Source organism: Variovorax sp. RA8 (assembly GCF_901827175.1).
In the GTDB taxonomy this organism is placed as follows: Bacteria; Pseudomonadota; Gammaproteobacteria; order Burkholderiales; family Burkholderiaceae_C; genus Variovorax.
This window is the reverse complement of sequence record NZ_LR594662.1, coordinates 3,792,538-3,807,516: the sequence shown is the minus strand read 5'-3', so window position 1 is coordinate 3,807,516 and position 14,979 is coordinate 3,792,538. Positions and strand designations below refer to the sequence as shown.

Here is a 14,979-nt window from a genome sequence, read left to right as displayed (position 1 = left end):
CTGCATGAACGACAGCCTCTCGACCGACGCCGCCTGGCGTCAACTGCATGAAGCGGCCACCGCGCCGTACAAGAAGGCCGGCAACTTCGCCTGGCACTTCGCCCGTGGCAAGTTGGGCCGCGACCCCGTGTTCCGCGGGTTGATCGAGCGCGGCCTGATCGGCGAGCGCCGCCGCGTGGTGGACATCGGCTGCGGCCAGGGCCTGTTCGCCAGCCTGCTCTCGGCCATGGCCGGCATGCAGGCGCAGCCTGGCCGCTGGCCCGCTGCCTGGGCTGCCACGCCGGCCGCGGCCCAGTACACGGGCATCGAGCTGATGCCCAAGGACGTGGCGCGTGCGAAGGCCTCCATCGGCCACCTGGAGCCGGCGCCGCGCTTCGTCTGCGAGGACATGTGCAAGGCTGCGATGCCAGCCTGCGACCTGGTCGTGATCCTCGACGTGCTGCACTACGTGGACCACGCCGCGCAGGAAGGCGTGCTGCGCCGTGTGCACGGGGCGCTGCAACCGGGTGGCAGGCTGCTGCTGCGCGTGGGCGATGCGGCGAGCCGGCGCGGCTTCGCGATCAGCCAGTGGGTGGATCGCACCGTCACCCGCATCCGCGGGCACCGCGTCTCGCCGACCTGGGGGCGGACGCTGTCCGAATGGACGACGCTGCTCCAAGGCCTGGGCTTCTCGCCGGTGCAGGGCATCCCGATGAGCGCGGGCACGCCGTTCGCCAATGTGCTGCTGGTCGCAGACCGTGCCAAGGAGTCTTCGTCGTCATGAGTGCTCCACAACAGCTCGACCGCGCCGGCATCGCGCGCCTGATCCCCCACAGCGGCAGCATGTGCCTGCTGGAGCGGCTGGAGTCCTGGGACGCCCACAACATCCATTGCACGACCGGCACGCACCGGCACGCCGACAACCCCCTGCGCACGGCCGGCGGCCTGCTAGCCCCCAATGCCATCGAGTACGCGGCGCAGGCCATGGCCCTGCACGGCGGCCTCATCGCGCCGGAGGGCAGCGAGCCTTCTGCCGGCTTCCTGGCCAGCGCGCGCAACGTGCGCCTGGCCATCGCGCGGCTCGACGAGATCGAAGGCGTGCTGCATGTGCATGCGCAACGCGTCTCGGGCGATGCGAGCCAGATCCTCTACGAATTCGCGGTGAAGGACGAAGCAGGGCGCGCGCTGGCCGAAGGCCGCGCGGTGGTCGTGCTCAACACGCCGCTTGCCATGGAAACCTGAACAGGCGGACCTCATCATGAGCCTCAACGGAAAACGTGCATTGATCACCGGCGCCAGCGGCGCCCTCGGCGCGGCCGTCGCACAGCGCCTGGCGCGCGATGGCGCCGCGGTGCTGCTGCATGCCAACAGCAAGCCCGAGGCGATCGAGCAGTTGGCCGCCGCCATCAGGTCCGCTGGCGGCCAGGCCGAATGCCATGTGTTCGACCTCACCAGCGACGAAGCCTCGCGCGCCGCCTGCGAGCGCATCCTGGCGGGCGGGCCCGTGCAGATCCTCGTCAACAACGCCGGCGTGCACGACGATGCGGTGCTGCCCGGCATGAGCGCGGCGCAGTGGCACAAGGTGATCGACGTCTCGCTCAACGGCTTCTTCCGCGTCACGCAGCCCTTGCTGCTGCCCATGCTGCGCACGCGCTGGGGGCGGATCATCAACATGTCGTCCGTGGCGTCCCTCACGGGCAACCGCGGCCAGGTCAACTATGCAGCGGCGAAGGGCGCGCTCAACAGCGCGACCAAGGCGCTGTCGCTCGAGGTCGCGGCGCGCGGCATCACGGTGAATGCGATCGCTCCCGGCATCATCGCCTCGCCAATGGCCGACGGCGCCTTCGACAAGGCGATGATCGACCAACTGGTGCCTGTGAAGCGCGCCGGCAGGCCGGAGGAAGTGGCGGCCCTGGCGGGCTTCCTGGCGAGCGATGAGGCGGCTTACATCACGGGGCAGATCATCTCGATCAACGGCGGGATGATCTGAAAGCGGACAGCCGACCCCCTATTCGTCAGCGCTGAAACGGCGGCGCCCCGCGCAGCCGGCGCCACAGCAGACCCGGCAAGCGCAGCACGAACTCAACCATCAGCCGCGTGTGCATCCACGTCAGCAGCGCGTTGTCGCGCAAATAGCGGAAGTGCGAAACCCCGCCTTCCTCGGCGGTGAGGTACTTGACCGGCGCATCGATGTTGACCGGCTTGACGCCGCGCCAGGCCAGGCGCACCACGGCCTCGGTGTCGAAGTCGAAGCGGCGCATCCAGGGCTGGTGCTCCATGGTCGCGATCAGCGCCGCCACCGGGTAGACGCGGAAGCCGTAGAGCGAATCGCCGATGCCGGCGAACAGCGTCTCGAGCTGGGTCCAGCTGTTGGAGACCTTGCGCCCGCGCACGCGCAGCAGCGGCGCCGAGGCGTCGAAGACCGGGCGACCCAGCACCATCGTCTCGGGCCGCGCCTGCGAGGCCTGCATGAAGGCGGGGATCAGGTCGGCCGGATGCTGGCCGTCCGAATCCATGGTGAGCGCATGCGTGTAGCCGGCCTCCTGCGCCGCGCGCAGTCCGTGCAGCACGGCCGCGCCCTTGCCCTGGTTGTGCGGCAGCAGCCAGACGCGCAGGCCAGGGTCGGCCGCGGCCATTTGCTGCAGCCGCTCGCCGGTGCCGTCGGTGCTGCCGTCGACCACCACCCAGACCGGATTCCATTGCGCGCGGGCCGCGCTGACGGTGGAGAACAGGCGCTCGCCGGTGTTGTAGCTGGGGATCAGGACAAGGTGGGTGCGCGAGACTGCTGGCATTCGGGCTGCGCGTCGGTGGCGCGCTGTTCCGTGGGGTGTCTGAAATACTGTTCGATCTCGCGCAGCAGCCTGTCGCTGTCCTGCTGGGGCGCGAAGCGCCGGCCCAGGCGGAGCGTGAAGACGATCGGCAGAGGCGGCACCCGCCATAGCGGCCAACCCTTGCCGAGGTAGGGCGAGTCGGTATCGATGAACACGGTCTGGATCGGCGCCTGCGCCAGCTTGGCGATCAGCGTGACGCCGGGGCGAAATGGGTTGAGCGGCGGCGTCACGGTGCGAGTGCCCTCGGGGAAGATCACCAGCTGGCCGCCTGCCTTCAGGTCCTCGACCGCGAGCCGGACCATGGTGCGCGCCGAATCGTTGCGGATATAGCGCGCGAGCCGCGCTCCGGCGCCGAGGAAGACGTTGCGCATCAGGTCGGCCTTCATGATGCAGGCGCTGCGCGGCAGGCGCGCCACCAGCAGCAGGGCATCGAGCATGGTGGGGTGGTTGGCGACGAAGATCACCCCGCGCTCCTCGCGCAACGCGTCGAGGCAGGCGGCGTCGATGCGCATCATCCCGGCGGCCGAGGCGGTGGCCCAGAAGGCGCGGTAGGCCAGCGCGATCACGCGCCGGCCCAGCGCGCGGCCGGTGCGCGCGGGCAGCACCGGGTAGAGCAGCATCGCGGCCAGGTTCCAGACCAGCGAGATGATGCCCAGCAGCGCCAGCAGGGCGTACAGCAGCAGGGCGAGTGGGAGGGAGAAGATCGAGCGCAGCAGGCGCTTCATGGTGAGCCCGGGTTCGTCCACACCTTCTAGGCGTCCAGTGACCCGCCGGCGACGGCGTGGGCCTCGATCTCCACCAGCAGGTCCTGCCGGCAGATGTCCGCCTCCAGGTAGACCGCGTGGCGCAGTGTGTGGGAATGCGCGCCCAGCTTCCGTTCGAGCACCTCGCGCACGACCGGCGTGTCGGCGACGTGGCGCACGTAGACCACGGCATCGATCGTGTCCAGAGCGAAGCGTGCGGAGCTGCGTTCGTTGGCGGCGGCGATCACGGCTTCGAGGTTGCGCAGCGTCTCCTCGGTCTGGGCCCGCACATCGCCCAGATGCACCGTCTCGTGCCCGAGGATGCTGGCCGTGCCCGAGATGAACAGCGCCACGTCGCCGCCGCCGATCGCAGCCAGCGCTGCGCGCGAGAAGGTGGGGGAGCGCGGGCCGTAGGCGGGCGGGTAGTGGTAGGCCGACACCTGCCGCGGGTTCTCCACAGGCAGCGGTGCCACCCGGCCTGCCAGGAAGCGGATGCACAGGGCGCCCTGGTGGATGCCCAGGGCGCAGGCGGCCGGCGCGCCTTCGAAGGCGGCCTGGCCGGCCTCGACGAAGGCCTGCTGGCGGCCCAGGTTGAACTGGCGGTAGCGCTCGAGGCCGCCGCCGTCGGCATTGATGCGCGGCAGGTAGTTCCAGATGCGCAGCACGTGGGTGCAACCCGTCTGCGCGAGCGACTGGAACAGGTCGCGGTAGGCCCAGTGGGCCAGCTCGGTGAGGCCGGCCCCTTCGCGCGCCTCGTCGAGGTCGATGGCGCCCAGCATCCAGTGTCCGTCGCAGCGCCAGCGCACCACCCCGGTGGTGCCGGACTCGATGTGTTCGCTGGCATGCCACACATCGGCCATCGCCCCGGCGTCAGAGAGCACGCGGGCGTTGACCGTGGGCATCCACGACAGGTGATCGGGGGTGCCGTACCCCAGCGCGCCGAAGGGCGGATGTCCCCCTGAGGACAATGCCAGGCTTTCGGACAGCGACAGCCGCTCGACGCGCAGCGGCGGCACCCCATTGAAGTCCCTCGCGCTCATAAGCCAACCTCCCCCACGCTTGTCACTTCGTGTACTGCGCTGCCCCCCGAGGGGGCCTTCGCGCCTTCGGGCGGCCGGGCGGCGCTCGATAGTGCCCCCAGGCTCGTCACTTCGTGTACTGCGCTGCCCCCCGAGGGGGCCTTCGCGCCTTCGGGCGGCCGGGCGGCGCTCACCGGGCCTCGACCACGTTTTCGCCGGCAAGCGGCCCGAGGTCGCGGATGTTCCGGCGCCGCCGCTGCCAGGACTGCCAGGTGCGGCGCGGATGGCCGGCCGACACCAGGTAGTACAGGGCCTTGAGCACCCGCAGCGAGCGCCAGATCGGCGTCTTGCCGTAGATGTCGCCGGCCAGGAGCGAGAGCAGCGCTTCCTTCACACGGAACGGGTTTTGCGGGTACATGAAGAATTCACGGATGGTCGGGTTGGTCACGCGGAAGATGAACCAGGAAAACTCGCGCGGGCCCTTGCGCATGTCGCGCTCGAAGCGCTGCCGCGCCTTGGCAGCCTCGGCCGGCCGATCGAGCACGGCGGTCACCACCTCGGCGCTCTCGAAGGCACTGTACATGGCGAGGTACACGCCCGATGAGAACACCGGGTCGATGAAGCTGTAGGCGTCGCCCAGCATCAGGTAGCGCTCGCCGCTGCAATGCGTGCTGGTGTACGAATAGTTACCGGTGGCGTAGACCGCATCGTCGACCAGCGTGGCCTGCGACAGGCGCGCGGCCAGCTGCGGGCACAGCGCGATGGTGTCGGCGAAGAAATCCTTGACGGGCTTGCTGCGCGACTTGAGGTAGTAAGGCCAGCAGACGGCGCCGATGCTGGTGGTGCCGTCGGCCAGCGGGATGTACCAGAACCAGCCGTGCGCGAACCAGAAGATGGTGATGTTGCCCTCGAGCTTGCCCGGCAGCCGGTCGGCGTTGCGGAAATGGCCGAAGAGGGCCGAGCTGTTGTGCTTCGGGTTCTTCTGCTTGGCCTTGAACTTGTTCGACAGGAAGGTGTCGCGCCCGGATGCGTCGAGCACGAAGCGGGCACGCCAGCTGCGCGCGGCGCCGTCGTCGAGGTGGGCGGTCACGGTGGCGCCCTCGGCGTCGAACTGGACGTCGCGCACGCGGCAGCCTTCGATGGTCTGCGCGCCGCGGGCGCCGGCGTTGCGGAACAGGATCTCGTCCATTTCCGAGCGCCGGACCTGCCAGGCGTAGGGCATGCTCTTGTCCCAGGCGTCGGCGAACTCGACCATCGCGGTGTGCTCATGGTCGGGCGAGACGAATTCGACGCCCCACTTGGGCATGCCGATGCGCTCGATCTCCTCGCGCAGGCCCAGCCGGTCGAACAGCTGCACGTTCGCCGGCAGGAGCGATTCGCCGATGTGGAAGCGCGGATGGTGCGCCTTCTCGAGCAGCACCACCTTGCGGCCCTGCTGCGCCAACAGCGCCGCGGCCGTGGAGCCTGCGGGACCGCCGCCGATCACGAGGACGTCGCAGGTCTGGTGCGCGGGTGCTGCGGCTTCGGCATTCGTTGTTGGAGGAATATTCATGCGCTGTGAGGGGATGGAAACCGGGAGATGCCCGTACTGACCTGGCGCATCAGCGGCGGATTATCCCAAAAAGGATCGATGCTTCCGCTGTAGGACGCGGGGCCGTCGTACGCGCCCGACAGTAAACTCCCTACCTGCTTAGAAACACGAGATAGCGAGAACGACTGCCATGGCCGGACACAGCAAATGGGCGAACATTCAGCACAGGAAGGGCCGGCAGGACGAGAAGCGCGGCAAGCTCTGGACCCGTGCGATCCGTGAAATCATGGTCGCGGCGAAGGCCGGCGGCGGTGACCTGAGCGCCAACCCGCGCCTGCGGCTGGCGGTCGACAAGGCCAAGGCGGTCAACCTTCCTGCCGACACGATCAAGCGAAACATCGACAAGGCCACCGGCAACCTCGAAGGCGTGAGCTACGAGGAGATCCGTTACGAGGGCTACGGCATCGGCGGCGCCGCGATCATCGTCGACACCATGACCGACAACCGCGTTCGCACCGTGGCCGAGGTGCGCCATGCCTTCGGCAAGCACGGCGGCAACATGGGTACCGAAGGCTCGGTCGCCTTCCAGTTCAAGCATTGCGGGCAACTGGTCTTCGCGCCCGGCACCAGCGAGGACAAGGTGATGGAAGTCGCGCTCGAAGCCGGCGCCCAGGACGTGCTGGCCGACGAGGACGGCGCGATCGAGGTGCTGACGGCGCCCGGAGATTTCGAGGCGGTGCGCAACGCCCTGGAGGCGGCCGGCCTCAAGCCCGAAGTGGCCGAGGTCACGATGCGCGCCGAGAACACCATCGAGATCGCCGGCGAGGATGCAGCGAAGATGCAGAAGCTGCTCGATGCCCTCGAAGACCTCGACGACGTGCAGGATGTCTATCACAACGCGGCGCTTTCCGAGTGAGGAAGCGCCCATGAAAGCCCGCGAATGAAGGTACTGGTGATCGGGGGAGGGGGCCGCGAGCACGCACTGGCGTGGCGACTGGCCCAGGCCGCGCGCGTGAGCCGCGTCTATGTGGCGCCGGGCAACGGCGGCACGCGCGCGGATTCGCGCTACGAATGCATCGACATCACGGAGCCCGCGGCGCTGCGGGCCTGGGCGCTGCAGGAAAAGATCGCGCTCACGGTGGTCGGCCCCGAGGCCCCGCTGGCGGCCGGCGTGGTCGACGAGTTCCGCGCGCACGGGCTGCGCATCTTCGGGCCGACCAAGGCGGCGGCCCAGCTGGAAAGCTCCAAGGCCTTCTCCAAGGCTTTCATGAAGCGGCACAAGATTCCCACGGCCGAGTACGAGGCCTTCACCCACCCCGCGGCGGCCCATGCCTATGTGGACGCCAAGGGCGTGCCGATCGTGATCAAGGCCGACGGCCTGGCGGCCGGCAAGGGTGTGGTTGTGGCGACGACGCTGGAGGAAGCGCACGAGGCGATCGACTTCATGCTGGTGGACAACAAGCTCGGCATCTCGCACAACGAGGGCGGCGCGCGTGTCGTGATCGAGGAGTTCCTGCAGGGCGAGGAGGCCAGTTTCATCGTGCTGTGCGACGGTGTGAACGTCACCGCGCTCGCCACCAGCCAGGATCACAAGCGCCTGCAGGACGGCGACCAGGGTCCCAACACCGGCGGCATGGGTGCCTATTCGCCGGCCCCGGTGGTCACGGCCGAGGTGCATGCGCGCGCCATGCGCGAGATCATCCTGCCCACCATCCGCGGCATGGAGAAGGACGGCATCCCCTACACCGGCTTCCTCTACGCCGGCCTGATGATCGATGCTGCCGGCCATCCCAAGACGCTGGAGTTCAACTGCCGCATGGGCGACCCCGAGACCCAGCCGATCATGATGCGGCTCAAGTCCGACCTGTTCGAGGTGTTCTGGCACGCCACCGACGGCACGCTGGACCAGATCGAGCTCGACTGGGACCGCCGCGTCGCACTGGGCGTGGTGATGGCGGCGCACGGCTATCCGTTGTCGCCGCGCAAGGGCGATGCCATTCACGGCATCCCGGCCGAGGCACCTGACGCCGTGGTCTTCCACGCCGGCACCACGTTCGAAGGCGGCGAGCTCAAGACCAGCGGCGGGCGCGTGCTCTGCGTCACCGTGCTGGCCGACAGCGTGAAGCAGGCGCAGCAGCGCGCCTACGCCGTGGCGGCGCGCGTCCATTTCGATGGGGCGCAATACCGCAAGGACATCGGGCACCGCGCCGTCCAGGCGCGCACGCCCCACGGCTGATGCCTGATTACCGCCAAGCCGTCGGCGACTACCTGCGGGAGCTGCAGCAGCGCATCATGGCCGCGGTAGAGGCGGCCGACGGCAAGGCTTGCTTGCGCGATCCCTGGCAGAAGGCGCCCGGGGAGCCGTTGCAGGGCAGCGGCCTGACCTGCATCCTGGAGGACGGCGTCCTGTTCGAGCGCGCCGGCTGCGGCTTCTCCCAGGTCAGCGGCCCCAAGTTGCCGCCTTCGGCCACCCAGCACCGGCCCGAGCTGGCCGGCGCGCCTTTCGAGGCCATGGGCGTCTCGCTGGTGTTCCACCCGCGCAACCCCTACGTGCCCACGGTGCACATGAACGTGCGCATGCTGGCCGCGCTGCCCGCGCAGGGCGAGCCCGTGTGCTGGTTCGGCGGCGGCATGGACCTCACGCCGTACTACGGCTTCGAGGAAGACGCGGTGCATTTCCACCGCAGCTGCCGCGATGCGCTGGCGCCCTTCGGCGAGGACAAGTACCCGCGCTTCAAGACCTGGTGCGACGAGTATTTCTTCCTCAAGCACCGCAACGAGCAGCGCGGCATAGGGGGCATCTTCTTCGACGACTTCGCCGAACTGGGCTTCGAGCGCAGCTTCGCCATGCTGCGCGCGGTGGGCGACGCCTTCCTGCCGGCCTACCTGCCGATTGTCGAGCGCCGTCGCGCCATGCCCCATGGCGAGCGCGAACGTGCCTTCCAGCTCTACCGGCGCGGACGTTACGTGGAGTTCAACCTGGTCTGGGACCGCGGCACGCATTTCGGGCTGCAGTCGGGCGGGCGCACCGAATCGATCCTGCTGTCGATGCCGCCGCAGGCCAGCTGGGCCTACCGCCGCGAGCCGGAGCCGGGCACGCCCGAAGCGGCGCTCTACAGCGACTTCATCGTGCGCCGCGAATGGCTCTGAACCGGCTCCGCATCGGCGTGTTCGGTGGAGCCTTCGATCCGCCGCACAACGCGCATGTCGCGCTGGTGCAGGCTGCGCTGGCGCAGCTGGGCCTGGCCGAGCTGCGCATCTTCCCGACCGGCGATGCCTGGCACAAGACGCGCGCGCTGAGCGGCGGCGAACACCGCCTCGCGATGGCGCAACTGGCCTTCGAGGCGCTGCCGGGGGCCGTCGTCGACGCGCGCGAGCTGCGGCGCGCCGGGCCCACCTACACGCTGGATACCCTGCGCGAGCTGCAGCAGGAGCAGCCTGCGGCCGAACTCGTGCTGATCATGGGTGCCGACCAGGCCGCCTGGCTGCCGCAGTGGCACGGCTGGCGCGAGATCCTGGAAATGGCCGTCGTCGCGGTCGCCCGCCGTCCCGGCGCAATAGACGGAAACCCCTTCGATCCCCATGGGCTGCCGGATCTTCCGCCCGGCGCACGCTTCGAGAACCTCATGCTCGCCCCAATGGACACCAGTGCCACCGAAGTCCGCACGCGCGCTGCGCAGGGCCAGGACTTCTTTCATCTGGTTCCGCCGGCGGTTGCACGCTATATTGACCAACACCACCTCTACCGTTCCACCTGATGAGTACTGAAGCCGCCGCCAAGAAAGACACCCAGAAACTCCAGAGGGCCATCATCGATGGCCTTGAGGACGTCAAGGCGCAGAACATCCAGGTCTTCGACACCGAGCACCTCTCGCCGCTGTTCGAGCGCGTGATCGTCGCCTCGGGCACCTCCAACCGCCAGACCAAGGCGCTGGCCGCCAGCGTGCGCGACGCGGTGCGCGATGCGGGCTTCAACAAGCCGCGCGTGGAGGGCGAGGAGAACGGCGAGTGGATCATCGTCGACTGCGGTGCCGCGGTGGCGCACATCATGCAACCGGCCATCCGCCAGTACTACCACCTCGAGGAGATCTGGGGCGACAAGCCGGTGCGCACCAAGCTCGGTGCCGCGAAGCCGGTGGCGGCGCGGTCGGCCGAGGAGAAACCGCCCGCCGCCGCCAAGACCCCTTCGCTGAGGCGCTCCAGCGCCGCCAAGACCGCGCAGCGCGCGGCGGACGCGGCCGCCAAGCCGAAGCCGGCGCCCAGGAAGACGTCGGCCAGGAAGGCGCCCGCGAGCAAGGCGCCGGTCAAGACCGTCGTCGTGAACAAGGCGCCGGCCAGGAAGGCCGCGGCCAAGAAGGCGGCTCCGGCGAAGAAGGCGCCGCGCAAGACCACGGCGCGCACATGAAGCTGCTGGTGGTCGCGGTCGGGCAGCGTGTGCCCGACTGGGCTCAGACCGCCTGGGACGACTATGCCAAGCGCTTCCCGCCCGAGCTGAAGCTCGAGCTGCGCGCCGTCAAGACCGAGCCGCGCGGCTCCAAGACGCTCGAAACCCTGTATGCCGCGGAGCGAGAGCGCATCGAAGCGGCCATTGCCAAGGGCATGCGCATCGTGGTGTTGGACGAGCGCGGCACGGCGCTCACCACCAAGGCGCTCGCGGCTCGGCTGCAGGCGTGGCAAGGCGAGGGCGACGACGTCGCGCTGGTCATCGGCGGCCCCGACGGGCTCGACCCGGCCTTCAAGGCCGCAGCGCACGAGCGCATCCGCCTTTCCGACCTGACCTTGCCCCATGCGATGGCCCGCGTGCTGCTGGTCGAGCAGCTCTACCGGGCCTGGTCGGTCAACGCAGGCCATCCTTACCACCGCGAATGACGGAGCCCTTCATCTATCTCGCCTCGCAGAGCCCGCGCCGTGCGCAGCTGCTGGGCCAGCTCGGCGTTCGCCACGAGCTGCTGCTGGCCGGCCCCGAGGAAGACGCCGAGGCGCTGGAGCATGTGCAGCCGGGCGAATCGCCGAGCGCCTACGTGCAGCGCGTTACCGCGCTCAAGCTGGATGCGGCGGTGGCGCGCCATCGCCGCCTGGGCCTGCCGCCGGCGCCGGTGCTGTGCGCCGACACCACGGTCGCCTTCGGCCGCATCATCCTGGGCAAGCCCGAGGATGCGCAGGACGCGCAGCGCATGCTGGCGCTGCTCTCCGGCCGCACGCACCGCGTGCTGACCGCAGTGGCGCTGCAGCACGGCCGGCGCCGGCATGCGGCGCTCAGCGTGTCGCGGGTGCGCTTCGCCGCCATCGAAAAGCGCCGCATCGCTGCCTATGTCGCCAGCGGCGAGCCCGACGGCAAGGCCGGAGCCTATGCCATCCAGGGGCGGGCGGCGGCCTTCGTCGAGCACATCAGCGGCTCGCATTCGGGCATCATGGGGCTCCCGATGTTCGAGACTGCCCAGTTGCTGCGCCAGGCCGGGTTCGCGCTCTAGGGCGGTAGAAAAAAGATGCAAGACATCCTGATCAACTGGTCTCCGCAGGAGACCCGCGTCGCGCTGGTGGAGCACGGCGCCGTGCAGGAGCTCCACGTGGAGCGCACGCTGGAGCGCGGGCTGGTCGGCAACATCTACCTCGGCAAGGTCTCGCGCGTGCTGCCCGGCATGCAGTCGGCCTTCATCGACATCGGCCTGGACCGCACGGCCTTCCTGCATGTGGCCGACATCGTGGCGCCCTTCACGCCCGGCTCGCGGCCGAGCGCCGCGGCGCTCGATCGCGACGGTCGCAACGGCGCGGTGGTGCCCATCGAAAAGCAGGTGTTCGAGGGCCAGTCGCTGCTGGTGCAGGTGATCAAGGACCCGATCGGCACCAAGGGCGCGCGGCTGTCGACCCAGATCAGCATCGCGGGCCGGCTGCTGGTCTTCCTGCCGCAGGACAACCATGTGGGCGTGTCGCAGAAGATTCCGTCCGACCTGCGCAATGCGCTACGGGCCCGCATGCAGGTGCTGATCGAGGCGGCCGCCGCGGCCGGCAGCGGCGGCGTGGTGCCGGAGGCGACCGGCGGCTTCATCCTGCGCACCAACGGCGAGGATTCGAGCGATGCCGAGCTGGCCGAAGACATCGCCTACCTGCGCAAGACCTGGTCGCGCATCCGCGAGCTGTCCACGCGCATGCCGGCGATGTCGCTGCTGCACCAGGACCTGAGCCTGCTGCAGCGCGTGCTGCGCGACATGACCACCGAGGATACGCAGACCATCCGCATCGACTCGCGCGAGCAGTTCGATGTGCTGCTCAAGTTCGGCCTCGAGTTCATGCCGCAGGCCGCGGGCAAGCTGCAGCTCTACAAGGGCGAGCGGCCGATCTTCGACCTCTATTCGATCGACGAGGAAATCGCCAAGGCCCTGGGGCGGCGCGTGGAGCTGAAGTCCGGCGGCTACCTGGTGGTGGACCAGACCGAGGCGCTCACCACCATCGACGTCAACACCGGCGGGTACGTCGGCGCGCGCAACTTCGACGACACCATCTTCAAGACCAACCTGGAGGCCGCGCAGGCCATCGCGCGGCAACTGCGCCTGCGCAACCTGGGCGGGATCATCATCGTCGACTTCATCGACATGGTGCGCGACGACCACCGCGAGCAGGTGCTGGCCGAGTTCCGCAAGCAGCTGGCGCGCGACCGCGTGAAGACCACGGCCGGCGGCTTCTCGCAGCTGGGCCTGGTCGAGATGACGCGCAAGCGCACCCGCGAGTCGCTGGCCCACATGCTGTGCGAGCCGTGCCTGGCCTGCAATGGCCAAGGCATCGTGAAGACCGCGCGCAGCGTGGCCTACGACGTGCTGCGCGAGATCCTGCGCGAGGCGCGCCAGTTCACGCCGCGCGAGTTCCGCATCGTCTCGTCGCCGCAGGTGATCGAACTGTTCCTCGACGAGGAGAGCCAGCACCTGGCGGGGCTGAGCGACTTCATCGGCAAGCCGATCTCGCTGCAGGCGGAGCCGGCAATGGGGCAGGGGCAGTACGACATCGTGTTGCTTTGATCAGAGCCGTGCCAGCTCCGGCCCGCTGCGGGCGCCGAACCATGCACGCTGGTAGGCCTGCCGCGCTGCACGCTCGGCCTTCGCATCGCCTCGCTTGCGCTCGACCTCGGCCAGCCCGGCGAGCGCCCAGCCGTTGTTGCGTACGCGGACCAGCGAGTCCCTGAAGGCCTTCTGCGCCGCATCGAGCTGCCCTTGGCGCAGACGCACCGAGCCGAGCGACTGGCGCACGGGGTAGTACCAGTAGGGCGGCTCGGTGTAGCTGAGGCTGTCCTCGACCGCGATGGCCTCCTCGTAGGCCTTGGCGGCGGCGTCGAGGTCGCCGCTCGCATCGGCAAGCCGGCCGGTCGCCACCAGGCCGGCGGTGCGCACGATCGCCTTGGCGGGCAGTTGCCACGCTTCGAAGGGCTTGAAGTCCGCGTCGCGCTCGATCTTCGCGATGGCGTCGATCTCCTGCTGCGCGCCGGCCCTGTCGTTGCGCGACGCAAAGGCGACAGCGCGCGCATAGTGGTACATGGTGGTCACGATCACCGCGTCGTCGGGCGGCGCGGCGAGCTTGAGGATCGTGTCGGCATCGCTGAACTGCGCATGCGTGGTGAAGGGTGAGGCCTTGATGGGCTGCAGGATCGGGAAGGCCTTGACCAGTTCGGCCGGCACCGAGGCGTCCAGCTTCGAGGCGGCGTCGATGGCCGTCTTCGCGTCACCGCCCATCTGCGCCGACACCATCACGAAATGGATGTTGTGCGGGTAGTAGGCCGTCTTGTACAGCGGGTCGGAGGGTGAGGTCTTGAAGTATTTCTCGTCGGCCTGGATCGCCTTGCGATTGGCCGCGAGCGACTCGCGGTACATGCCGACGCGGTAATAGATGTGTGCCGGCATGTGCACGACGTGCCCGGCGCCGGGCATCTGCGCTGCGAGGCGGTTGGCGTAGGGCAGGGCCTTCTCGGGCCGCGTGGACGCCTCCACCGCATGGATGTAGAGGTGGATCGCACCGGGATGGGCGGGGTTGCGCTTGAGCACGGTCTCCAGCGCACGGACGATATCCGCGCCGCGCCCCTTCGGCCTGGCGCCGCCGGCCTCCCAGTAGTCCCAGGGCTGGGTGTCCATGGCGGCCTCGGCGTAGAGCGCCTGGATCGTGTCTTCGGCCGGGTAGCGCTCGGCCACCGCCTTCATCGCGTCGGCATAGGCGGCGTCCAGCCCGGAGCGGTCGGCCTGCGGCTGCTCGGCATAGCGCTTTTCGAGGGCGGCGATCAGCGCCTGCTCGCGCGCGGTCGCGCCGGCCTTGAGTGCGACTGCGCGGCTGAGTGCCGCGAACGCCGGCGCGTTGGCCTCCGGCATCATCGGCACGTTGATGTTGGGGCCGAGCACGAGCGCCTCGCCCCAGAAGCACATCGCGCACGCGGGGTCCAGCTTCTGGGCGGCCTGGAAGGCGCGCTGGGCCTCGGCATGGTTGAAGCCGAAGGACAGGCGCAGGCCCTGGTTGAAATAGGCCTGGGCCCTGGGCGAGCGCGTGCCGATCCTGAAGGCGAGCGAGCCGAGGTTGTTGTAGAGCGGAACGTCCCCGCCCGCGGCCTTCATCGGCTGCGGCTGGAAGGGGGCGGTCTCGGTCTTGACGCGCACCAGCGCTTTCAGCAGGGCTGGCGGACCGGCCACCACCGGCCCGCAGGCACGGCCCGGTTCGGAAAGCAGGGGGTCGAAGGTCGTTGTCCGGTCGCGGCCCGCCCCGACGTTGTCGGCAACGAGCAGGCCACATGAAGCGAGAGTGCAGGCGGCCAGCGCGGGCAGCCGCCGCCGGAAGGGGGCTTGAAACGACATGGCGTTCCTCCTTCTCTGAGGTCGAGCAGGCGCTGCGTGCGCCACCGGACGAGT

At 69.3% G+C, this 14,979-nt stretch carries 16 protein-coding genes; 11 read left to right on the top strand and 5 right to left on the bottom strand.

Annotated elements, in window-relative coordinates; all coding sequences use genetic code 11:
• Nucleotides 1–4 precede the first annotated feature (4 nt).
• From E5P3_RS17790 to fabG, 3 genes are read left to right on the top strand one after another with little or no spacing between them, the layout of a single operon-like run.
• Entirely contained in the window at nucleotides 5–763 is a 759-nt protein-coding gene (locus E5P3_RS17790; RefSeq protein ID WP_162587183.1) for a class I SAM-dependent methyltransferase, read from the top strand.
• Complete coding sequence (locus E5P3_RS17785) at nucleotides 760–1,221, top strand: hydroxymyristoyl-ACP dehydratase (protein WP_162587182.1); 462 nt, start codon at nucleotides 760–762, stop codon at nucleotides 1,219–1,221. The genes E5P3_RS17790 and E5P3_RS17785 overlap by 4 nt, the downstream gene beginning before the upstream one ends.
• Nucleotides 1,222–1,237: 16 nt before the next feature.
• Entirely contained in the window at nucleotides 1,238–1,969 is a 732-nt protein-coding gene (fabG, locus tag E5P3_RS17780) for a 3-oxoacyl-ACP reductase FabG (RefSeq protein ID WP_162587181.1), read from the top strand.
• Between the two features lie 25 nt (nucleotides 1,970–1,994).
• On the opposite strand, the gene E5P3_RS17775 is transcribed toward fabG, so the two are convergent.
• From E5P3_RS17775 to E5P3_RS17760, 4 genes are all read right to left on the bottom strand, one after another.
• Nucleotides 1,995–2,771, bottom strand: a complete 777-nt coding sequence (locus E5P3_RS17775) for a glycosyltransferase family 2 protein (RefSeq protein WP_162587180.1) — start codon at nucleotides 2,769–2,771, stop codon at nucleotides 1,995–1,997.
• Nucleotides 2,738–3,535 (bottom strand): lysophospholipid acyltransferase family protein, encoded by a 798-nt coding sequence (locus E5P3_RS17770; protein WP_162587179.1) that lies wholly within the window; start codon nucleotides 3,533–3,535, stop codon nucleotides 2,738–2,740. The genes E5P3_RS17775 and E5P3_RS17770 overlap by 34 nt, the downstream gene beginning before the upstream one ends.
• A gap of 26 nt (nucleotides 3,536–3,561) precedes the next feature.
• Nucleotides 3,562–4,593: a chorismate transformation enzyme, FkbO/Hyg5 family gene (locus E5P3_RS17765; RefSeq protein ID WP_162587178.1), complete on the bottom strand. Its 1,032-nt coding sequence runs from the start codon at nucleotides 4,591–4,593 to the stop codon at nucleotides 3,562–3,564.
• Between the two features lie 169 nt (nucleotides 4,594–4,762).
• The gene (locus E5P3_RS17760; RefSeq protein ID WP_162587177.1) at nucleotides 4,763–6,124 is read right to left on the bottom strand and encodes an NAD(P)/FAD-dependent oxidoreductase; all 1,362 of its coding nucleotides are present in this window, start codon (nucleotides 6,122–6,124) and stop codon (nucleotides 4,763–4,765) included.
• 169 nt (nucleotides 6,125–6,293) lie between these two features.
• On the opposite strand from E5P3_RS17760, the gene E5P3_RS17755 reads away from it, so the two are divergent.
• The 8 genes from E5P3_RS17755 to rng are packed head-to-tail and all read left to right on the top strand — an operon-like array spanning nucleotide 6,294 to nucleotide 13,113.
• Nucleotides 6,294–7,019, top strand: a complete 726-nt coding sequence (locus E5P3_RS17755; RefSeq protein WP_162587176.1) for a YebC/PmpR family DNA-binding transcriptional regulator — start codon at nucleotides 6,294–6,296, stop codon at nucleotides 7,017–7,019.
• A 24-nt stretch (nucleotides 7,020–7,043) separates the two neighbouring features.
• Nucleotides 7,044–8,339, top strand: a complete 1,296-nt coding sequence (purD, locus tag E5P3_RS17750) for a phosphoribosylamine--glycine ligase (protein WP_162587175.1) — start codon at nucleotides 7,044–7,046, stop codon at nucleotides 8,337–8,339.
• Nucleotides 8,339–9,253 (top strand): oxygen-dependent coproporphyrinogen oxidase, encoded by a 915-nt coding sequence (hemF, locus tag E5P3_RS17745; protein ID WP_162587174.1) that lies wholly within the window; start codon nucleotides 8,339–8,341, stop codon nucleotides 9,251–9,253. The genes purD and hemF overlap by 1 nt, the downstream gene beginning before the upstream one ends.
• Nucleotides 9,244–9,861: a nicotinate (nicotinamide) nucleotide adenylyltransferase gene (nadD, locus tag E5P3_RS17740; protein ID WP_162587173.1), complete on the top strand. Its 618-nt coding sequence runs from the start codon at nucleotides 9,244–9,246 to the stop codon at nucleotides 9,859–9,861. Before hemF ends, nadD begins: the two co-directional genes overlap by 10 nt.
• Complete coding sequence (gene rsfS, locus E5P3_RS17735; protein WP_162587172.1) at nucleotides 9,861–10,508, top strand: ribosome silencing factor; 648 nt, start codon at nucleotides 9,861–9,863, stop codon at nucleotides 10,506–10,508. The genes nadD and rsfS overlap by 1 nt, the downstream gene beginning before the upstream one ends.
• Nucleotides 10,505–10,972 carry a 23S rRNA (pseudouridine(1915)-N(3))-methyltransferase RlmH gene (gene rlmH, locus E5P3_RS17730; protein WP_088956899.1) on the top strand — a complete coding sequence of 156 codons (468 nt, stop codon included), beginning with the start codon at nucleotides 10,505–10,507 and terminating at the stop codon, nucleotides 10,970–10,972. Before rsfS ends, rlmH begins: the two co-directional genes overlap by 4 nt.
• Nucleotides 10,969–11,574, top strand: coding sequence for a Maf family protein (locus tag E5P3_RS17725; RefSeq protein WP_162587171.1), 606 nt, complete (start codon nucleotides 10,969–10,971; stop codon nucleotides 11,572–11,574). The genes rlmH and E5P3_RS17725 overlap by 4 nt, the downstream gene beginning before the upstream one ends.
• Nucleotides 11,575–11,589: 15 nt before the next feature.
• Nucleotides 11,590–13,113, top strand: a complete 1,524-nt coding sequence (gene rng, locus E5P3_RS17720; protein WP_162587170.1) for a ribonuclease G — start codon at nucleotides 11,590–11,592, stop codon at nucleotides 13,111–13,113.
• On the opposite strand, the gene E5P3_RS17715 is transcribed toward rng, so the two are convergent.
• Entirely contained in the window at nucleotides 13,114–14,925 is a 1,812-nt protein-coding gene (locus E5P3_RS17715; protein ID WP_232073188.1) for a tetratricopeptide repeat protein, read from the bottom strand. It lies immediately after the preceding gene.
• Nucleotides 14,926–14,979: the final 54 nt, after the last annotated feature.